A 15,640-nucleotide genomic window follows, 5' to 3' on the forward strand; every position below is an offset into this window, starting at 1 on the left:
GTCGAGCGCGAGTGCGACGACTTCTGCACACTCGCGGGGGCGCCCGAGTGGCTGCTCGTCGAGTCTCCGAGAGTTGTCGTAGTCGAGCGCGAGTGCGACAACTCCTGCGCACTCGCGAGTGCGACGACTTCTGCACACTCGCGGGAGTGGGCGAGGAGCGCGCGCCCGCGAGTGGGCGCGCACCCGCGAAGGGCCTCACACAGGAGCCGCGGCAGAATGTGGACATGCGCAGCCTCGAAGTCCTCCTCGATCCGGAGTCGGAGGCTCGCGTCCGCAGCCAGTGGGAGGCGCTCGAGGCGGCCGGCATCCCGAGCCTCGCGCTGCACACGTCGGCCAGCAACCGCCCGCACCTCACCCTGGTCGCCGGGCCCGAGCTGACCGCCCCGGAGCCGGGCGCGCTCGGTCCGCTGCCGGCGACGGCCGACCTGGGCGCCGTCCTCCTCTTCCCGCACGCCGGGCGCTTCGTCCTCGCCTGGGGAGTGGTCCGCTCGCCCGCCCTCGACGCTCTGCACGACCGCGCCACGCGCCTCGTTCCGGGCGGCGTCGACACCTCGCTGCCGAGCGCCTGGACGCCGCACATGAGCGTCTCGCGGCGCCTCCGCGCCGAGCAGCTCGGCGACGCCGTACCCGTCCTCGGGGAGCCGGTCACCGTCGGCCTCGCGGGCGTCCGCTTCTGGGACGGCGACTCGCGCACCCTCACCGACCTCTGAGCCGGACGCCGCAGAAGCGCCCGACGTTCCCTGCAGCAGCCTCCCCAGCCCCCTCCCTCCAGCCCTTCTCCACCGTTCCGCGGACCCCCGGGGCCGCGTCGGAGGCGGCGGGTAGAGTTCCCCGGGTGACAGAGCCCACCGCGACAGCCCTCCCCGCCCCGCCGCTCGCCGACCCCTCGGCGGAGTCCCGCGGCGGCGTCCGGAGCGACGCGGCGAGCGGCGCCCCGGGATCCGGATCCTCCGAGGCGCAGGCGATCCTCGAGAAGGTCTTCGGCTACGGCTCGTTCCGCGGCGAGCAGCAGGCCATCGTCGAGCAGGTCATCGGAGGCGGCGACGCCGTCGTCCTGATGCCCACCGGCGGCGGCAAGTCCCTCTGCTACCAGATCCCCGCCATCGTGCGGCCCGGCACCGGCGTGGTCGTGTCCCCGCTCATCGCACTGATGCAGGACCAGGTCGACGCCCTCCGCGCGAACGGCGTCCGCGCCGAGTTCCTCAACTCCACCCAGGACGCGGGCGAGCGCGGCCGCGTCGAGCGCGCCTACCTCGACGGCGAGCTCGACCTGCTCTACGTCGCCCCGGAGCGCCTGGGCAGCGAGGGCATGAAGCAGTTCCTCGCCCGGGGCCGGATCGCCCTCTTCGCCATCGACGAGGCCCACTGCGTCAGCCAGTGGGGCCACGACTTCCGCCCCGACTACCTCGCACTGGGCGAGCTCGCCGAGCGCTGGCCCGACGTCCCGCGCATCGCCCTCACCGCGACCGCCACCGAGGCGACCCACCGCGAGATCACCTCGCGCCTGCACCTCGGCGCGGCCCGCCACTTCGTCTCGAGCTTCGACCGCCCGAACATCCAGTACCGGATCGTCAACAAGGTCGAGCCGCGCAAGCAGCTGATCGACTTCCTGCGGCGCGAGCACGCGCACGACGCGGGCATCGTCTACGCCCTCTCGCGCAAGAGCGTCGAGGCGACGGCCGAGGCGCTGCGCTCGGCGGGCTTCGACGCCGTCGCGTACCACGCGGGCCTCGACTCGCGGGTGCGCGCCGCCGCCCAGTCGCGGTTCCTCCGCGAGGAGGGCGTCATCGTCTGCGCGACGATCGCCTTCGGCATGGGGATCGACAAGCCGGACGTGCGGTTCGTCGCGCACATCGACCTGCCCAAGTCGGTCGAGGGCTACTACCAGGAGACGGGTCGCGCCGGCCGCGACGGACTGCCCTCCACCGCCTGGCTCGCCTACGGCCTGCAGGACGTGGTGCAGCAGCGCCGGATGATCGACGAGTCGCCGGGAGACCTGGCGCACCGTCGGCGGATGTCCGCGCACCTCGACGCGATGCTCGCGCTCTCCGAGACGGTCCAGTGCCGCCGGGTGAACCTGCTCGCCTACTTCGGCCAGGAGAGCACGGCCTGCGGCAACTGCGACACCTGCCTCGAGCCGCCCGCCTCCTGGGACGGCACCGTCGCGGCGCAGAAGTTCCTGTCGACGGTCGTCCGCCTCAAGCGCGAGCGCAACCAGCAGTTCGGCGCCGGGCACATCATCGACGTCCTCCGCGGCAAGACCACGCCGCGCACCACCCAGCACCAGCACGACGGCCTGGCCAGCTGGGGCATCGGCGCCGATCTCAGCGACACCCAGTGGCGCGGAGTCGCCCGCCAGCTCCTCGCGCAGGGCCTCCTCGGCGTGAACGACGACGGCTTCGGCACGCTCGTGCTCACGCCCGCGTCCGGCTCCGTCCTCAGCGGCGAGCGCAAGGTCGAGCTGCGGCAGGAGCCGGAGAAGCCGGCCCGCTCCAGCGGATCCTCCCGCTCCGGGCGGTCCACCGTCGCCGAGCTGTCGGGTGAGGCTCAGCCGCTGTTCGAGCGGCTCCGGGAGTGGCGCGCCGCGCAGGCCCGCGCGCAGGCGGTCCCGGCCTACATCGTCTTCAACGACGCGACCCTCCGCGAGATCGCGACGGCCGAGCCGGCGACGATGGACGCGCTCAGCATCATCGGCGGCGTCGGCCAGAAGAAGCTGCTCACCTACGGAGAGGCCGTGCTCGCCGTCGTCGCGGGGGAGAGCCCCGAGATCGCCGTCCCGGAACCCGGTGAAGAGGCTCCCGCTCCGCGCCGTGCGCCGGCCGCCCGTGGCGGGTCCTCCCGCTCGGGAGGAGCGAAGCCCTCGTTCGGCCGCGAGTCGTCCGGTCCGCCGGTGTCCGCCGCTCAGCCGCCGGAGGACGACTGGGTGCCGCCGGACGAGCCCGACTGGGAACCCGGCTGGGACAGCTACTGATCCGGTCCTGAGACACGGCCGCCGCGCTGTCGGCCGTGGCGGGCGTCCGCCCTTCGTCGGCGGCGAGCGGGATCGTCCTCAGCCGGCGGCGCCCGTCGACGCCATCCACCCGCCGATCAGCGTGCAGCCGAACGAGACCGCCAGACCCGCGACCGGTACCCAGAACGCCAGCCGGCGGCGCACCAGCAGCACGATCGAGACGACGACTGCCGCGAGGAACGGCACCCACACTCCTCCCGCAGCGAGGACCATCCCGCCCTCGATCAGGCCGATGTCGCAGGCGCTCGATCCGCCGCACGAGTCGCTGGCCATCGCGAAGAACAGCCCGAAGAACGACAGAAGCAGCGTCACCGCGGAGGCGACGAGGATCAGGACGATCGTCAGCACCACGTCCCACACGCGGGCGGGGGGCCGGGTCGGGGCCGCCGTGCCCGGCGCATCCGGCGTCCCGGAGCCCGGTACCCGGGTACCCGACGCTCCCGCCGTTCCTGAGGCCGCCGCACCGACAGGAGCTGGGGGGCCGGCCGTGGGCGACGCGGGCACCGGAGGCCGGGCCGGCGGAGGGGGAGGCAGTGGCGGCTCACTCATGACGAGAGACTAGCGATGCGGTGCCCGCGGAGGCGCCCCTTCCTCCGCACCGAGCCGCACCCTCCTCCGCTCCGCACGCCGCCGCCCGGAACCTCCGCGCGCCCCGCCTCCGCCTGGTCGGTTCCGACAACGCGCTTCCGCCTCCACCCGGCGCCGTTTGTGCCCGGGCGACGGAACGTTTCCGCCGCGCCGCCGCGCGTCCTACCGTGCGAGGACCGCCTCCGCTGCCGCACCCGCCGGCGCACGACGCACCGGGAGCGGCCCGAACCGCAGACGGTCGAAGGGACACGAACACCATGGTCAGCACCGCTCCCCACCCCCGCTCCGCCGCCGACGCCGCCGATCGGGCGGCCACCGGACGCACGCGGGCCCGGCGCTCCGGCTCGGGCCCCATCGCGCCCACGCCGCCGGTCGACTCCCTCGGCTCCGAGGTCGACGCGCGCCTGGACGAGGACGGCGCCCCCGCCGTCGACGTCGCCGCCCTCGGGGAGACCCTGCTCGGCGCCTGGCGCGAGCAGCGCCTCGCCAGCCGCGCCCTGACCGCCCGCCCCGAGCTGCACCGCACCGACGGCCTCCCGATGAAGGAGCACCGCCTCCGCGTCTCGGAGCAGATGCGCGTGCTCGCCGCCGAGGGCGGCGTGCACCGCGCCTTCCCGGTCGACCTCGGCGGGGAGGCCGACCACGGCGGGAACATCGCCGGCTTCGAGGAGCTGGTCACCGCCGATCCCTCCCTGCAGATCAAGTCCGGCGTGCAGTGGGGGCTCTTCGGCGCCGCGGTCCTGCACCTGGGCACCCGCCCGCACCACGAGAAGTGGCTGCCGGGGATCATGAGCCTCGAGATCCCGGGCGCCTTCGCGATGACCGAGACCGGGCACGGCTCCGACGTCGCATCGATCGCCACGACCGCCACCTACGAGGACGGCGAGTTCGTGCTGAGGACCCCGTTCCGTGCGGCCTGGAAGGACTACCTCGGCAACGCCGCGGTGGACGGGCGCGCGGCGGTCGTCTTCGCGCAGCTGGTCACCCGGGGCGTGAACCACGGGGTCCACGCCTTCTTCGTCCCGATCCGCGACGAGCAGGGCGCGTTCCTGCCCGGTGTCGGCGGCGAGGACGACGGGCTCAAGGGCGGTCTGAACGGGATCGACAACGGCCGCCTCCACTTCGACGGCGTCCGCGTCCCGCGCGAGAACCTGCTGAACCGCTACGGCGACGTCGCCGCCGACGGCACCTACTCCTCGCCGATCGCGAGCCCGGGCCGCCGCTTCTTCACCATGCTCGGCACGCTCGTGCAGGGCCGCGTCTCGCTCGACGGAGCCTCGGTCGCCGCGGCGAAGATCGCGCTGACGGTCGCCGTCACTTACGGCGACCAGCGCCGCCAGTTCACCGGCGGCGGTGAGCGGGAGGAGGTGCTGCTCGACTACCAGCGGCACCAGCGCCGCCTCCTGCCGCGCCTGGCCACCACCTACGCCGCCGCCTTCGCGCACGAGAAGCTGCTGAGGGCGTTCGACGAGGTCTTCTCCGGCGCGAACGACACCGAGCAGTCGCGGCAGGACCTCGAGACCCTCGCCGCCGGGCTGAAGGCGCTCTCGACCTGGCACGCTCTCGACACGCTGCAGGAGGCGCGCGAGGCCTGCGGAGGCGCGGGCTTCCTCGCGGAGAACCGGCTGACGCAGCTGCGCGCCGACCTCGACGTCTACGCGACCTTCGAGGGCGACAACACCGTGCTCCTCCAGCTGGTCGCCAAGCGCCTGCTGACCGACGTCGGACGCCGCTTCAAGGGCGCCCAGCCCGCGGAGCTGGCGCGGTACGCCGCCTCGCAGGTCGCGGGGGCGACCGTCGACAACTCCGGTCTGCGCCGTCTGGCCCAGGTTGTCGCCGACCGCGGATCGACGGCCCGATCGGTCGGCCAGCTGCGGGAGGACCAGCGCGAGCTGCTCACCAGCCGCGTCGAGAGCATGGTCGCGGGGATCGCCTCACGGCTGCGTCCGGCGTCGAAGCTGCCCGCGGACGAAGCGGCCCGCCTGTTCAACGCGCACCAGAGCGAGCTGATCGAGGCGGCCCGCGCGCACACCGAGCTGCTGCAGTGGGAGGCGTTCACGGAGGCCCTCGCCGGCGTCGAGGACGCGGGCACGCGCACCGTCCTCACGTGGCTCCGCGATCTGTTCGGCCTGGGCCTGATCGAGAAGCACCTCGACTGGTACCTCATCCACGGGCGCCTGTCGTCGCAGCGCGCGGTCGCGGTGACGTCGTACATCGACCGCCTGCTCGCCCGCATCCGCCCGCACGCCGCCGACCTGGTCGCGGCGTTCGGCTACGGGCCCGAGCACGTGCGCGCGGCGATCGCGACCGGCGCGGAGGCGGAGCGCCAGGAGGAGGCGCACGCCTGGTACGAGGCCGCCCGGGCCTCCGGCACCCTCCCCACTCCGGAGAAGCGCCGCTGACCCCCTCCGCGAGATGCCACCTGTGGCGGTCGCCCCCGGCGTGTCGCAATCACAGGTGGCATCTCGCGGGGAGGGGACGGGCAGGGGCGCGTCAGGACGCGAGGAACGCCAGCGCCTGGTCGCGCTCGGCGCGCAGCTCGAGCACGGACTCGTCGATCCGCGCGCGGGAGTGCGCGTCGATCTCGAGCCCCTCGACGATCCGCCACTCGCCGTCGACGGAGCGGACCGGGAACGAGGAGATCAGCCCCTCCTCCACCCCGTAGGAGCCGTCCGACTCGACGGCGGCCGAGGTCCAGGACGTGCCGTCGACCCAGTCCCGCACGTGGTCGATCGCGGCGGAGGCGGCGGACGCGGCCGAGGAGGCCCCCCGGACCTCGATGATCTCGGCGCCGCGCTTGGCGACGCGAGGCTCGAACTCCGTGTGCAGCCACTCGGGGTCGACCAGCTCGGGCACCGGCCGCCCGCCGACGGTGGCGTGCGTCGCGTCGGGGTACTGCGAGGCGGAGTGGTTGCCCCAGATCGCGACGCCCTCGATCGCGTCGACGGGGGCGTCGAGCTTCGCGGCGAGCTGCGCGAGCGCCCGGTTGTGGTCGAGGCGCGTCATCGCGGTGAAGCGGCCGGCGGGGATGTCCGGAGCGCTGCGCCGCGCGATCCAGGCGTTGGTGGGCCGGGTTGCCGACGACCGGCACGGGGATGTCGGAGGCGGCGTGCGCGTTCAGCGCGGCACCCTGGGGTCCGAAGATTTCTGCGTTCGCGTCGAGCAGGTCGGCGCGCTCCATGCCCGCGCTGCGCGGCCGGGCGCCCACGAGGAGGGCGACGCTCGCGCCGTCGAACGCGGCGGCCGCGTCGTCCGTCGCCTCGATCCCGCGGAGGAGGGGGAAGGCGCCGTCCTGCAGCTCGAGCGCCGTGCCCGCGGCCGCGCGGAGGCCGGAGGGGATCTCGAGCAGGTTCAGGCGGACGGGGACGTCCGGCCCGAGGAGCTGACCCGAGGCGATGCGGAACAGGAGCGCGTAGCCGATGGCGCCCCCCGCTCCCGTGACCGTGACCGTGACCGGAGTGCGCTGCTGGTTCATGCGCCGAGCGTATTCCCGCCGGCTGGGGGAGGGGGAGGAGTCAGCCCGACTCCGGGCCGTCGGCGGGCGGCGCCGTCGACCCGCGGAGCACGAGCTTGTTGCGCAGCCGCATGTGCGGCTCGGCCACGCTCCCGCCGTCGATCAGGGTCAGGAGAGCCCGGGCGGCCGCGCGCCCCACGCGGTGCAGCGGCTGCCTCACCGTCGTGAGCGCGGAGACCACGCAGGAGGCGTCGGGCACGTCGTCGTAACCCACGACCGACAGCTGCCCGGGCACCGAGAGGCCCAGCGCCCGGGCCGCCTCGATCACGGCGATGGCGGAGGCGTCGTTCGCGGCGAAGACCGCCGTCGGCCGATCGGGCAGCAGCAGCAGCTCGTGGGCGGCGACGAGGGAGGGGTCGTGCCGGTAGTGGCCGACCCGCACGAGCGCGGGGTCGTAGGGGAGGCCGGCGTCTGCGAGCGCCCGCTGGTACCCCGCGCCGCGCCGGTGCGACGACTCCAGGTCGGGGCGGCCCGCGACGAAGCCGATGCGGCGGTGGCCGAGCCCGATCAGGTGGCTCGTCGCCAGCTGCGCGCCGCCGAAGTCGTCGGTCGCGACCGAGTGCAGCTCGGTCTGCGCGGTCAGCGGATCCACGACCACGAGCGGCAGGTCCGACGAGGGGATCACGCCGGAGGGCGTCACCAGGATCGCTCCCGATACGTGCGCCTCGGTGAAGCGCCGCAGGGACTCCTGCTCCCAGCCCGCCCTGCCCGGGCGGCTCGCCCCGCTGCCGGCGAGGAGGTCGAACCGGGTCCCCCGGAGCGCCGTCGCCACTCCCTGCAGCACCTCCGTGCCGAACGGCTCGAAGTCGCCCAGGAGCACGCCGATGACGCCCGAGCGCTCCGCGCACTCCGTCGTCAGAGCCTCGTGCTCGGCCTCCGCCGTCGCCGCCCCTGCGGACATCCTCGTCCCCTCCCGCCGTCCCCGCCCGGCCGCGGCGGAACGCGGTGATCGCCTCGCTGCGCTGCTCCGGTCGGTTGAGAACACGTCCTTGCAATCGGGTATGTTCCCGGTAACATTGCCCGCAAGACTAGCTGAGGGAAAGCTCAGCAGTCGAGAGCGACAAGTGTCGAGCAGCCTTTCTCCCCTCAGTGCTGAGGGGGTCGAGAGCTGGAGCTCGCGTGGCCACGCTGTGGAAGCCGCCGCGCACGAGCCGTCCGCCACTCTCCGCGCGTCCTGCGCACCAGGCGCGGCCGAACGCCCCTCGGGCTGCGCCGTGCTCCGTCCTCTCGCGGCCTCGAGCCGCGCCACCACTCCGCGCCGTCCGGCGCTCGACCTGATCGGCGACGATGCCGATCGAGTGAGGAACACCATGTCCACGCGACGCACCCCCCGACCCCTCTGGCTCGTCCGCTCGGGCGCCGCTCTCGCCGGCTGCCTGCTCCTGTCCGGCGTCGCCGCCGCGGCCGCGGCCGCCGACACCGAGTACGGATCCGAGGACGTCGACGTGAACGTCAGCATCGAGGAGCTGGAGCAGCCCGGCGCCCTCTCGATGTCGATCGACGGCACCTCCGCCACGCTCGCCGAGGAGGGCTCCACCCCGACGGTGCGCGCCTTCACCGGGCAGCTGCCCGACGTGACCGTGACGGACACCCGGACCGTCGACGAGATCCCGGACGGAGCCGGGTGGTACGTCCTCGGCTCGGCGAGCGCCTTCACCGGCGACGCGGACCAGGAGGACATCTCCTCCGACCACCTCGGCTGGACGCCGGTCCTCGTGGACGGCGGCGAGTCGGGCCTCGTGTCCGAGGGCGACCCGGTCGACACGATCCTCGACGAGGGCGCCGACGCCGTGGGCCTGTTCGACCAGGAGCTGCTGGCGCTGTCGCTCGACTCGCAGGAGACCGCGACGGACGGGTCCTGGACCGTGTCCGCGGGCCTCACCCTGAAGACCGAGGCCGACGTCGCCCCCGGCGACTACTCCTCCGTCCTGACGCTGTCGCTGTTCGAATGACCCCGATGCGCGCAGTCGCCTCCACGGCGATCGGCGCCCTCCTCGCGGCGGGCCTGCTCGCCTCCGGTGCAGCTCCGGCGACCGCGGCCGGCGCGTGGTCGCCGAAGGCCTCGTACACGTCGACGGACCGCGGCGACGGCACCTACTCCGTGCCGCTGCTGAACGCCGACGTGCCCGACGTCAGCGTCGAGCGCGTGCCCGCGTCCGAGAACGACGAGGGCCGCGACATCTACTACATGATCAGCACCACGATGCACCTGAGCCCGGGTGCTCCGATCATGAAGTCCTACGACCTCGTCAACTGGGAGATCGTCAACTACGTCTTCGACCGGCTCGAGATCGGCGACCGCTTCTCGCTCCGCAACGGGCAGAACTCCTACGGCAACGGCCAGTGGGCCTCGTCGCTGAGGTACCACGACGGCCGCTACTACGCGGTCTTCAACACCAACAACCTCGGCGGCTCCTACCTCTACTCGACCGACGACATCGAGGACGGAGCCTGGACCCGCACGGCCCTCGGCCGCGCTTTCCACGACCCGTCGCTCTTCTTCGACGACGCGGACGGCGGCACGCCGTACATCTTCTACGGCTCCGGATCCACCAGCGCCGTGAAGCTGAGCGAGGACCTGACGACCGTCGTCGCCGAGTACCCGAACATCCTCCGCACCTCCGACTACCCGGGGGCCGGCTACCTCGGCGGCCTGTTCGAGGGCGCGCAGGTGCAGTACATCGACGGGCAGTACTACATCGTCATCATCACCTGGCCCTCGGGCCAGGGCCGCCAGGTGGCGCTGTTCCGCTCCTCCGAGCTGCTGGGCCGCTACGCGACCGCCGACGGCAGCAACCCCTACGAGGGCAAGGGCGTGCTGAACTCCAGCGGGTTCGCCCAGGGGAGCCTCGTGCCGATCGCGAAGGAGGACGGCTCGACCGCCTGGCACGGCATGTTCTTCCGCGACAGCTTCCCGACCGGCCGCATCCCCGGGCTCATCCCGGCGACGTGGAAGGACGGCTGGCCGACGTTCGGGACGAACGGCTCGGTGCCGGTGGGCGGGAGCTTCCCGAAGCCGATCCGCCTCAGCCCCGAGGAGGAGCTGTTCGAGCGGCAGAAGAGCATCGTCGTCTCGGACGACTTCGACAACGACGCCCCGGCGAAGGCCTACCAGGACGAGTCGTGGACGATCCCGCCCGCGCCCTCCTACGACGCGTCGCTGCTCGGCGTGCAGCTGCTGCAGAATCCGGGAGCGGAGTCGGGGACGGCGTCGTGGGCCGGCCAGTTCGGCGCGACGCTGTCGGCCGACACGACCGACCCGGCGTCCGGCACCGCCGCGCTCCGCGTGGGCACCCGCACGCTCAACGGCTCCGGCCCGAGCCAGGTGCTCGCGAACACGCTCCAGCGCGGCGTGACGTACACCGTGTCCGCGAAGGTGAAGTACACGACCGGCCCCGCGTCGGTCCGCTTCAACCTCTGCGCCGACTTCGGCGCCGGACCCGTGACGATGGCCTCCGCCGCCGTCGCGCAGGGGCAGTGGACGACGATCACGGGGACCTACACGGTGCCCGAGACCGCGAACGTCGGCAGCGTGAAGTTCGCCGTCGAGACGCCGTGGGGCAACCCGCAGCCGGCGTCCTCGAGCACCGAGTACCTGCTCGACGACGTCTCGCTCGTCGGCGCCGCTCCCACCCTCGAGCGCCCGACGGCTGCCGAGATCGAGCCGAACGGCTCGACCCTCGCCCTCCCCTGGCAGTGGAACCACGCCCCCGACAACCGCTACTGGTCGCTGACCGAGCGCGAGGGCTGGCTCCGCCTCACCAACGGGAAGGTGCTCAGCGGAACGGCCGCGCACACGCGTCTCTCGGGCTCGCCCGAGATGACGTACCTGGAGGAGGCGCGCAACACGCTCTCCCAGCGCATCGTGGCGCCGAAGCAGTCGGCGGAGGCGGCGTTCGACGTCTCCGGGATGAAGGACGGCGACGTCGCCGGGCTCGCGGCCTACAACCGCGGCTTCGCCTACGTCGCGGTCAAGCGCGAGGACGGCGTGAACACCGTCGGCGTCGTGAACCGCAGCCAGCCGTTCGCGACCACGTTCGACCAGGCGGCCGTCGAGTCCTTCCTCCCCGGCAGCACCGCCGCCCTCGGCGACGCCTCGCAGGTGCGCCTGAAGGCCGACCTCGAGCTCTCGGCTCCGGCCGGACAGCTCTGGACGACCTTCTCGTACAGCCTCGACGGGACGAGCTGGACGAAGCTCGGCAGCCGCGTCGGCCCGCAGACCCTCGACGGTCAGCTCACGCACTTCATGGGCCACCGCCTCGGGCTGTTCAGCTACGCGACGAAGACCGCCGGCGGCCACGTCGACGTCGACGAGTTCCTCCTGAGCGACACCCTCTCCTCGGAGGGGAAGGCGCTCGACCGCTCGCAGCTCGACGCGGCCGTCGCTCACGCGGCGACGCTCCGCTCCGACGACTACCCGGCCGACGCCTGGTCCGACCTCCAGTCGGTCCTCGCGAAGGCGCAGGCGGTCGGCACCGCGGGAACGCAGAACCAGATCGACGCCCCGGAGCGCGCGCTCAGCTACCAGCTGGCCCGCCTCGGGACGCTGAAGGAGGCGTCGCTCGATGTGACCGCCGCCGCCGCGACCCGCTGCATCGCGGGGAAGGTCGTCGTGACCGTGCGGGCGACCAACGCCGACGACGTGCCCGTCGCCCTCCGGATGGAGAGCGCCTCCGGCACGAAGACGGTCGCCGCGCTCGCACCCGGCGCCACGACGAGCCACGCCTTCACCACGCGGGCGGCCTCGGTCCCCGCCGCCGAGGTGGTCGTGACCGCGACCGCCACCCTCGACGGCGAGCCGGTGACGACCACGGTGAGAGCGCCCCACCCGGCCGCGTCCTGCGGCTGAGCACTCCGGGGGCGGCCCGCGCGGCCGCCCCCGCCCCCGAACGCGTCAGCGGCACCCGTCGCCGACGATCTCCTGCACGACACGATCAAGGAGGATCCGTGAGATCACCACAACGAGAAGCCGCTCCGAAGGGGCGGTTGCGGCTGAGGCTGCTGGCCACGGCCGCGCTGACCGCGCTCCTGGTGGCCCCCTTCGCCGCCCAGACCTCGTCCGCCGCTGAGGCGGAGCTCATCGTCAACGGCGGCTTCGAGAGCGGCATCAGCAGCTGGTTCGTCAACAACGGCAACGCCGCCGACGCCGGCACCATCGCGACGACCACGGATGCGCGCACCGGCACCGCCGCAGCGCTCGTCACCGGCCGCACGACCACCGGCGCGGGCGCCATGCAGGACCTCAGCGGCAAGGTCGTCGCCGGCCAGACCTACCAGGTCAAGGCGCAGATCAAGTACGAGAACGCCGCGAGCCCCGCTACCAAGCAGTTCTTCGCCACCATGCACTACGGCGGAGGCACCTACACGAACCTCGCGAGCGTCACCGCCACCAAGGGCCAGTGGGCGACGATCAACGGATCGTTCACCATCCCCGCCGGGCAGAGCGTCGCCACCGCGCGCCTCTTCTTCGAGACGCCGTGGACCGCGACGCCGTCGGCCGCGCCCGAGACGCACCTGATGGACTACAAGCTCGACGACGTCTCGCTGGTCGGAGCGGCGCCTCCTGCGCCCGCCTCGCGCACCATCGAGGTCGTGGGCAAGATCCCGGGCGACCACAACCCGCTCATGGGCTGGAAGTTCGGCGCCGACGGCTTCGGCTTCGTGGAGAACGGCCGCGTGTACATGTACATGACGAACGACACCCAGGGCTACGCGCCGAACCCCGCCACGGGCGTCTCGGCCGGAATCGACTACGGCAAGATCAACCAGATCACCGTGATCTCCTCGGACGACCTCGTCAACTGGACCGACCACGGCGAGATCCAGGTCGCCGGCTCCACCGGAGTCGCGCCCTACACCGGCAACTCGTGGGCTCCCGGCATGGCGAAGAAGACCGTGAACGGCGTCGACAAGTACTTCCTCTACTACGCCAACGGCGGCGGCTCCAGCAACGTGATCACCGGCGACTCGCCGGTGGGCCCGTGGACCAGCCAGCGCACCTCCACGCTCATCAACGCGTCCACCCCGGGCGCCGAGGCGGTCGCGTGGAAGTTCGACCCGGCACCGCTCGTCGACGACGACGGCCAGGGCTACCTGTTCTTCGGAGGCGGACCCGCCTCGACCGCGCTCCCCGCGGCCGAGCGCTTCAACAACCCGAAGAACATCCGAGTGATCGAGCTCGGCGACGACATGATCTCGACCCAGGGCACCTCCGCCGTCGTGGACGCGCCCGTCGCGTTCGAGGCGGCCCAGGTGTTCAAGCGCCAGGACAAGTACTACCTCTCGTACTCGTCCCACTTCGGCGGCAACGACTTCGGCGGCAACCAGACCCGCGAGCCCGGCTACCCGGGCGGCGGCGAGATCGGCTACATGATCTCGGACGACCCGATGTCCTGGCCCAAGGAGAACTACGCCGGCGTGATGTTCCCGAACCAGAGCCGCTTCTTCGGAAACGGCACCGGCGGCAACAACCACCAGTCGGTGTTCGAGCTGGGCGGCAAGTACTACTTCACCTACCACGCGCCGACGCTCAACAAGCGGATCAACGGCGACACCACCCAGGGGTACCGCAGCCCGCACATCCAGGAGCTGCAGTTCAACGCCGACGGCACGGTGCAGCAGGTGGTCGGCGACTACAAGGGCGTCGACCAGGTGAAGGACTTCGATCCGTACCGCACCTTCCCGGCCGAGACCATCGGCTGGAGCAAGGGCATCGCGACCGCGCCGCTCGGCACCCCCGCCGCGGGCGCGACGCAGAACCTCGTGCTGAAGGACCTCGACAACGGCGACTGGACCGCGCTGTCCGCCGTCGACTTCGGGGACACCGGAGCCGCGACGTTCACCGCGAAGGCCAAGGCGCTGCAGGCCGGCGGCACCGTCACGGTCCGCCTCGACTCCGAGACCGGGCCCGTCGCGGGCACCGTCGCGGTGAACGGGACGACCGGCGAGTGGACCGACGTCAGCGCCGCGCTGACCGGAGCGACCGGAGTGCACGACGTGTTCTTCAGCTACTCCGGACCCGCCGGCGACCTGTTCGAGCTCGACACCTTCGCCTTCACCGAGGGCGAGGCGGCTCCGGCGCTCGACATCACGGCGAGCGCGGCGACCCGCTGCATCGCGGGCAAGGCGATCGTCACCGTCCAGGCGAGCAACGGCTCCGACGTCCCGGTCGGCGTGACCTTCACGTCGACGTCCGGCACGAAGACGTTCACCTCGGTGGCGCCCGGCAAGACCGTGTCGCACGCCTTCACCACCCGTCAGGCGGACCTGCCGGCCGGTGCGGTGACCGTCGAGGCCACGGCCACGAGGAACGGCGCCCCCGTCGAGACGGAGGTGAGCGCTCCGTACGCGGCGCGCCCGTGCTCGTAGCGCACGGCTGAACCACCGGGGAGCGCCCCCGGCCCTGCGGGGTCGGGGGCGCTCCTGCGCGAGGGAGGGGGGATCTCGACACGCCCCGTGCGGGGCTGCTCGATCAGCGTGCAGGGAGGGCGCGGCCCGCCGTCGGCGGGTGCTCCTCGTGCCGGCCCCGCAGCGGCGTGTCGGGACCCCCGCTCGATCAGCCGCTGCCGGCCAGGCGCATCGTGCCGCCGGCCTGGGCGGCGAAGGCGCGGGCGGTCGCCGCGACGGTGCCCTGCATGACCCGCGCCGCGGCGGTCGGCGCGAGGTCCGCCGGGCGCGCGAGGCTGATCGTCCGGGTCAGGGTGGGCTTCTCGAGCGTCGGCTCCTCGATGCGGATCGAGCGCAGGCCCGGGCGCCCCTGCAGCACCATCGCCGGCACGACCGCGACGCCCAGGCCCCGCTCGGCGAAGCGCAGCACCGCGTCCATCTCGGCGCCCTCCAGCACCACGTCCGGCTCCAGGCCCGCGGCAGCGAACGCGGCGTCGGTCGTCCGGCGCAGGTCGTAGCTGGAGTTGAACACGATCTGCGGGAGGCGGGCGACCGCCGCCAGGTCGAGCGCGCCGGTCGCGGCGAGGGGAGGCTCCGCGGCGGAGGAGACCACGACGAGCTCCTCGACGAGCAGCGGGGTCACCGTGAAGGCGCCGGGAGCGGCCGCGGTCGAGGTCGTCACCAGCGCCAGATCGAGCTCGCCGCGGGCCAGCCGGTCGAAGAGGCTCCGCGACCCGTCCTCGGCGAGGTGCAGCTCCACGGCGGGATGCGCGGAGTGGAAGGCGTGCAGCACCTCCGCGACGAGGCTGATGCAGAGCGTCGGCGTCGCGCCGAACCGGACCCGGCCGCGCTCGAGCCCGGCCAGCTCGGCCAGCTCGCGGCGCACCGATCCGGCGTCGGCGAGCATGCGCCGGGCGAGCGGCAGCAGCAGCTCGCCGGCCGGCGTGAGGGTGCTGCCGGAGCGCGCCCGGTGGAAGAGCTCCGAGCCGAGGTCCTGCTCCAGCGCGGCGATCCGGCGGCTCAGCGAGGGCTGCGCGAGGTGCAGCTCGTCGGCGGCGCGGGTGAAGCTGCCGAGGCGGGCGACCTCGACGAATCCGGTCAGCTGCTCGAGATCCATGACCATACCCTACGTGCATGGCGGT

9 protein-coding genes and 1 pseudogene are annotated in these 15,640 nt (G+C 73.1%); 6 read left to right on the plus strand and 4 right to left on the minus strand.

What is annotated here, in order from left to right:
- The first annotated feature begins 224 nt into the window (after nucleotides 1-224).
- The gene (locus tag C5C24_RS02600) at nucleotides 225-710 is read left to right on the plus strand and encodes a 2'-5' RNA ligase family protein (RefSeq protein ID WP_104304238.1); all 486 of its coding nucleotides are present in this window, start codon (nucleotides 225-227) and stop codon (nucleotides 708-710) included.
- 125 nt (nucleotides 711-835) lie between these two features.
- Entirely contained in the window at nucleotides 836-2,971 is a 2,136-nt protein-coding gene (gene recQ, locus C5C24_RS02605) for a DNA helicase RecQ (RefSeq protein WP_104304239.1), read from the plus strand.
- Between the two features lie 78 nt (nucleotides 2,972-3,049).
- Here recQ and C5C24_RS18205 read toward each other — a convergent pair whose 3' ends face one another.
- The gene (locus C5C24_RS18205) at nucleotides 3,050-3,559 is read right to left on the minus strand and encodes a DUF6264 family protein (RefSeq protein WP_219812817.1); all 510 of its coding nucleotides are present in this window, start codon (nucleotides 3,557-3,559) and stop codon (nucleotides 3,050-3,052) included.
- A gap of 296 nt (nucleotides 3,560-3,855) precedes the next feature.
- Here C5C24_RS18205 and C5C24_RS02615 point away from each other — a divergent pair, with 296 nt between their 5' ends.
- Complete coding sequence (locus C5C24_RS02615; RefSeq protein ID WP_104304231.1) at nucleotides 3,856-6,000, plus strand: acyl-CoA dehydrogenase; 2,145 nt, start codon at nucleotides 3,856-3,858, stop codon at nucleotides 5,998-6,000.
- Nucleotides 6,001-6,091: 91 nt separating this feature from the next.
- Here the strand turns inward: C5C24_RS02615 and C5C24_RS02620 are convergent.
- Nucleotides 6,092-7,073, minus strand: a pseudogene (locus tag C5C24_RS02620) (malate dehydrogenase).
- Nucleotides 7,074-7,113: 40 nt separating this feature from the next.
- Entirely contained in the window at nucleotides 7,114-8,013 is a 900-nt protein-coding gene (locus tag C5C24_RS02625; protein ID WP_104304240.1) for a LacI family DNA-binding transcriptional regulator, read from the minus strand.
- A gap of 409 nt (nucleotides 8,014-8,422) precedes the next feature.
- On the opposite strand from C5C24_RS02625, the gene C5C24_RS02630 reads away from it, so the two are divergent.
- The 3 genes from C5C24_RS02630 to C5C24_RS02640 all read left to right on the plus strand — a co-directional run bounded on the left by C5C24_RS02630 (nucleotide 8,423) and on the right by C5C24_RS02640 (nucleotide 14,480).
- Entirely contained in the window at nucleotides 8,423-9,064 is a 642-nt protein-coding gene (locus C5C24_RS02630) for a hypothetical protein (RefSeq protein WP_104304253.1), read from the plus strand.
- 5 nt (nucleotides 9,065-9,069) lie between these two features.
- Nucleotides 9,070-11,961, plus strand: coding sequence for a family 43 glycosylhydrolase (locus tag C5C24_RS02635; protein WP_258065017.1), 2,892 nt, complete (start codon nucleotides 9,070-9,072; stop codon nucleotides 11,959-11,961).
- Nucleotides 11,962-12,059: 98 nt separating this feature from the next.
- A complete protein-coding gene (locus C5C24_RS02640) occupies nucleotides 12,060-14,480 on the plus strand; it encodes a family 43 glycosylhydrolase (protein WP_219812816.1) in 2,421 nt (806 codons plus the stop codon).
- Nucleotides 14,481-14,667: 187 nt separating this feature from the next.
- Here the strand turns inward: C5C24_RS02640 and C5C24_RS02645 are convergent, their stop codons facing one another.
- The gene (locus tag C5C24_RS02645; protein WP_104304228.1) at nucleotides 14,668-15,621 is read right to left on the minus strand and encodes a LysR family transcriptional regulator; all 954 of its coding nucleotides are present in this window, start codon (nucleotides 15,619-15,621) and stop codon (nucleotides 14,668-14,670) included.
- Nucleotides 15,622-15,640: the final 19 nt, after the last annotated feature.

The organism is Rathayibacter sp. AY2B3 (assembly GCF_002931755.1).
In the GTDB taxonomy this organism is placed as follows: domain Bacteria; phylum Actinomycetota; class Actinomycetes; order Actinomycetales; family Microbacteriaceae; genus Rathayibacter.

What these genes read in the sequence shown, in the direction of transcription:
- C5C24_RS02600 (WP_104304238.1), top strand. Translation starts at nt 225, where the DNA reads ATGCGCAGCCTCGAAGTCCTCCTCGATCCGGAGTCGGAGGCTCGCGTC.
- C5C24_RS18205 (WP_219812817.1), bottom strand. Translation starts at nt 3,559, where the DNA reads ATGAGTGAGCCGCCACTGCCTCCCCCTCCGCCGGCCCGGCCTCCGGTG.
- C5C24_RS02615 (WP_104304231.1), top strand. Translation starts at nt 3,856, where the DNA reads ATGGTCAGCACCGCTCCCCACCCCCGCTCCGCCGCCGACGCCGCCGAT.
- C5C24_RS02625 (WP_104304240.1), bottom strand. Translation starts at nt 8,013, where the DNA reads ATGTCCGCAGGGGCGGCGACGGCGGAGGCCGAGCACGAGGCTCTGACG.
- C5C24_RS02630 (WP_104304253.1), top strand. Translation starts at nt 8,423, where the DNA reads ATGTCCACGCGACGCACCCCCCGACCCCTCTGGCTCGTCCGCTCGGGC.
- C5C24_RS02635 (WP_258065017.1), top strand. Translation starts at nt 9,070, where the DNA reads ATGCGCGCAGTCGCCTCCACGGCGATCGGCGCCCTCCTCGCGGCGGGC.
- C5C24_RS02645 (WP_104304228.1), bottom strand. Translation starts at nt 15,621, where the DNA reads ATGGTCATGGATCTCGAGCAGCTGACCGGATTCGTCGAGGTCGCCCGC.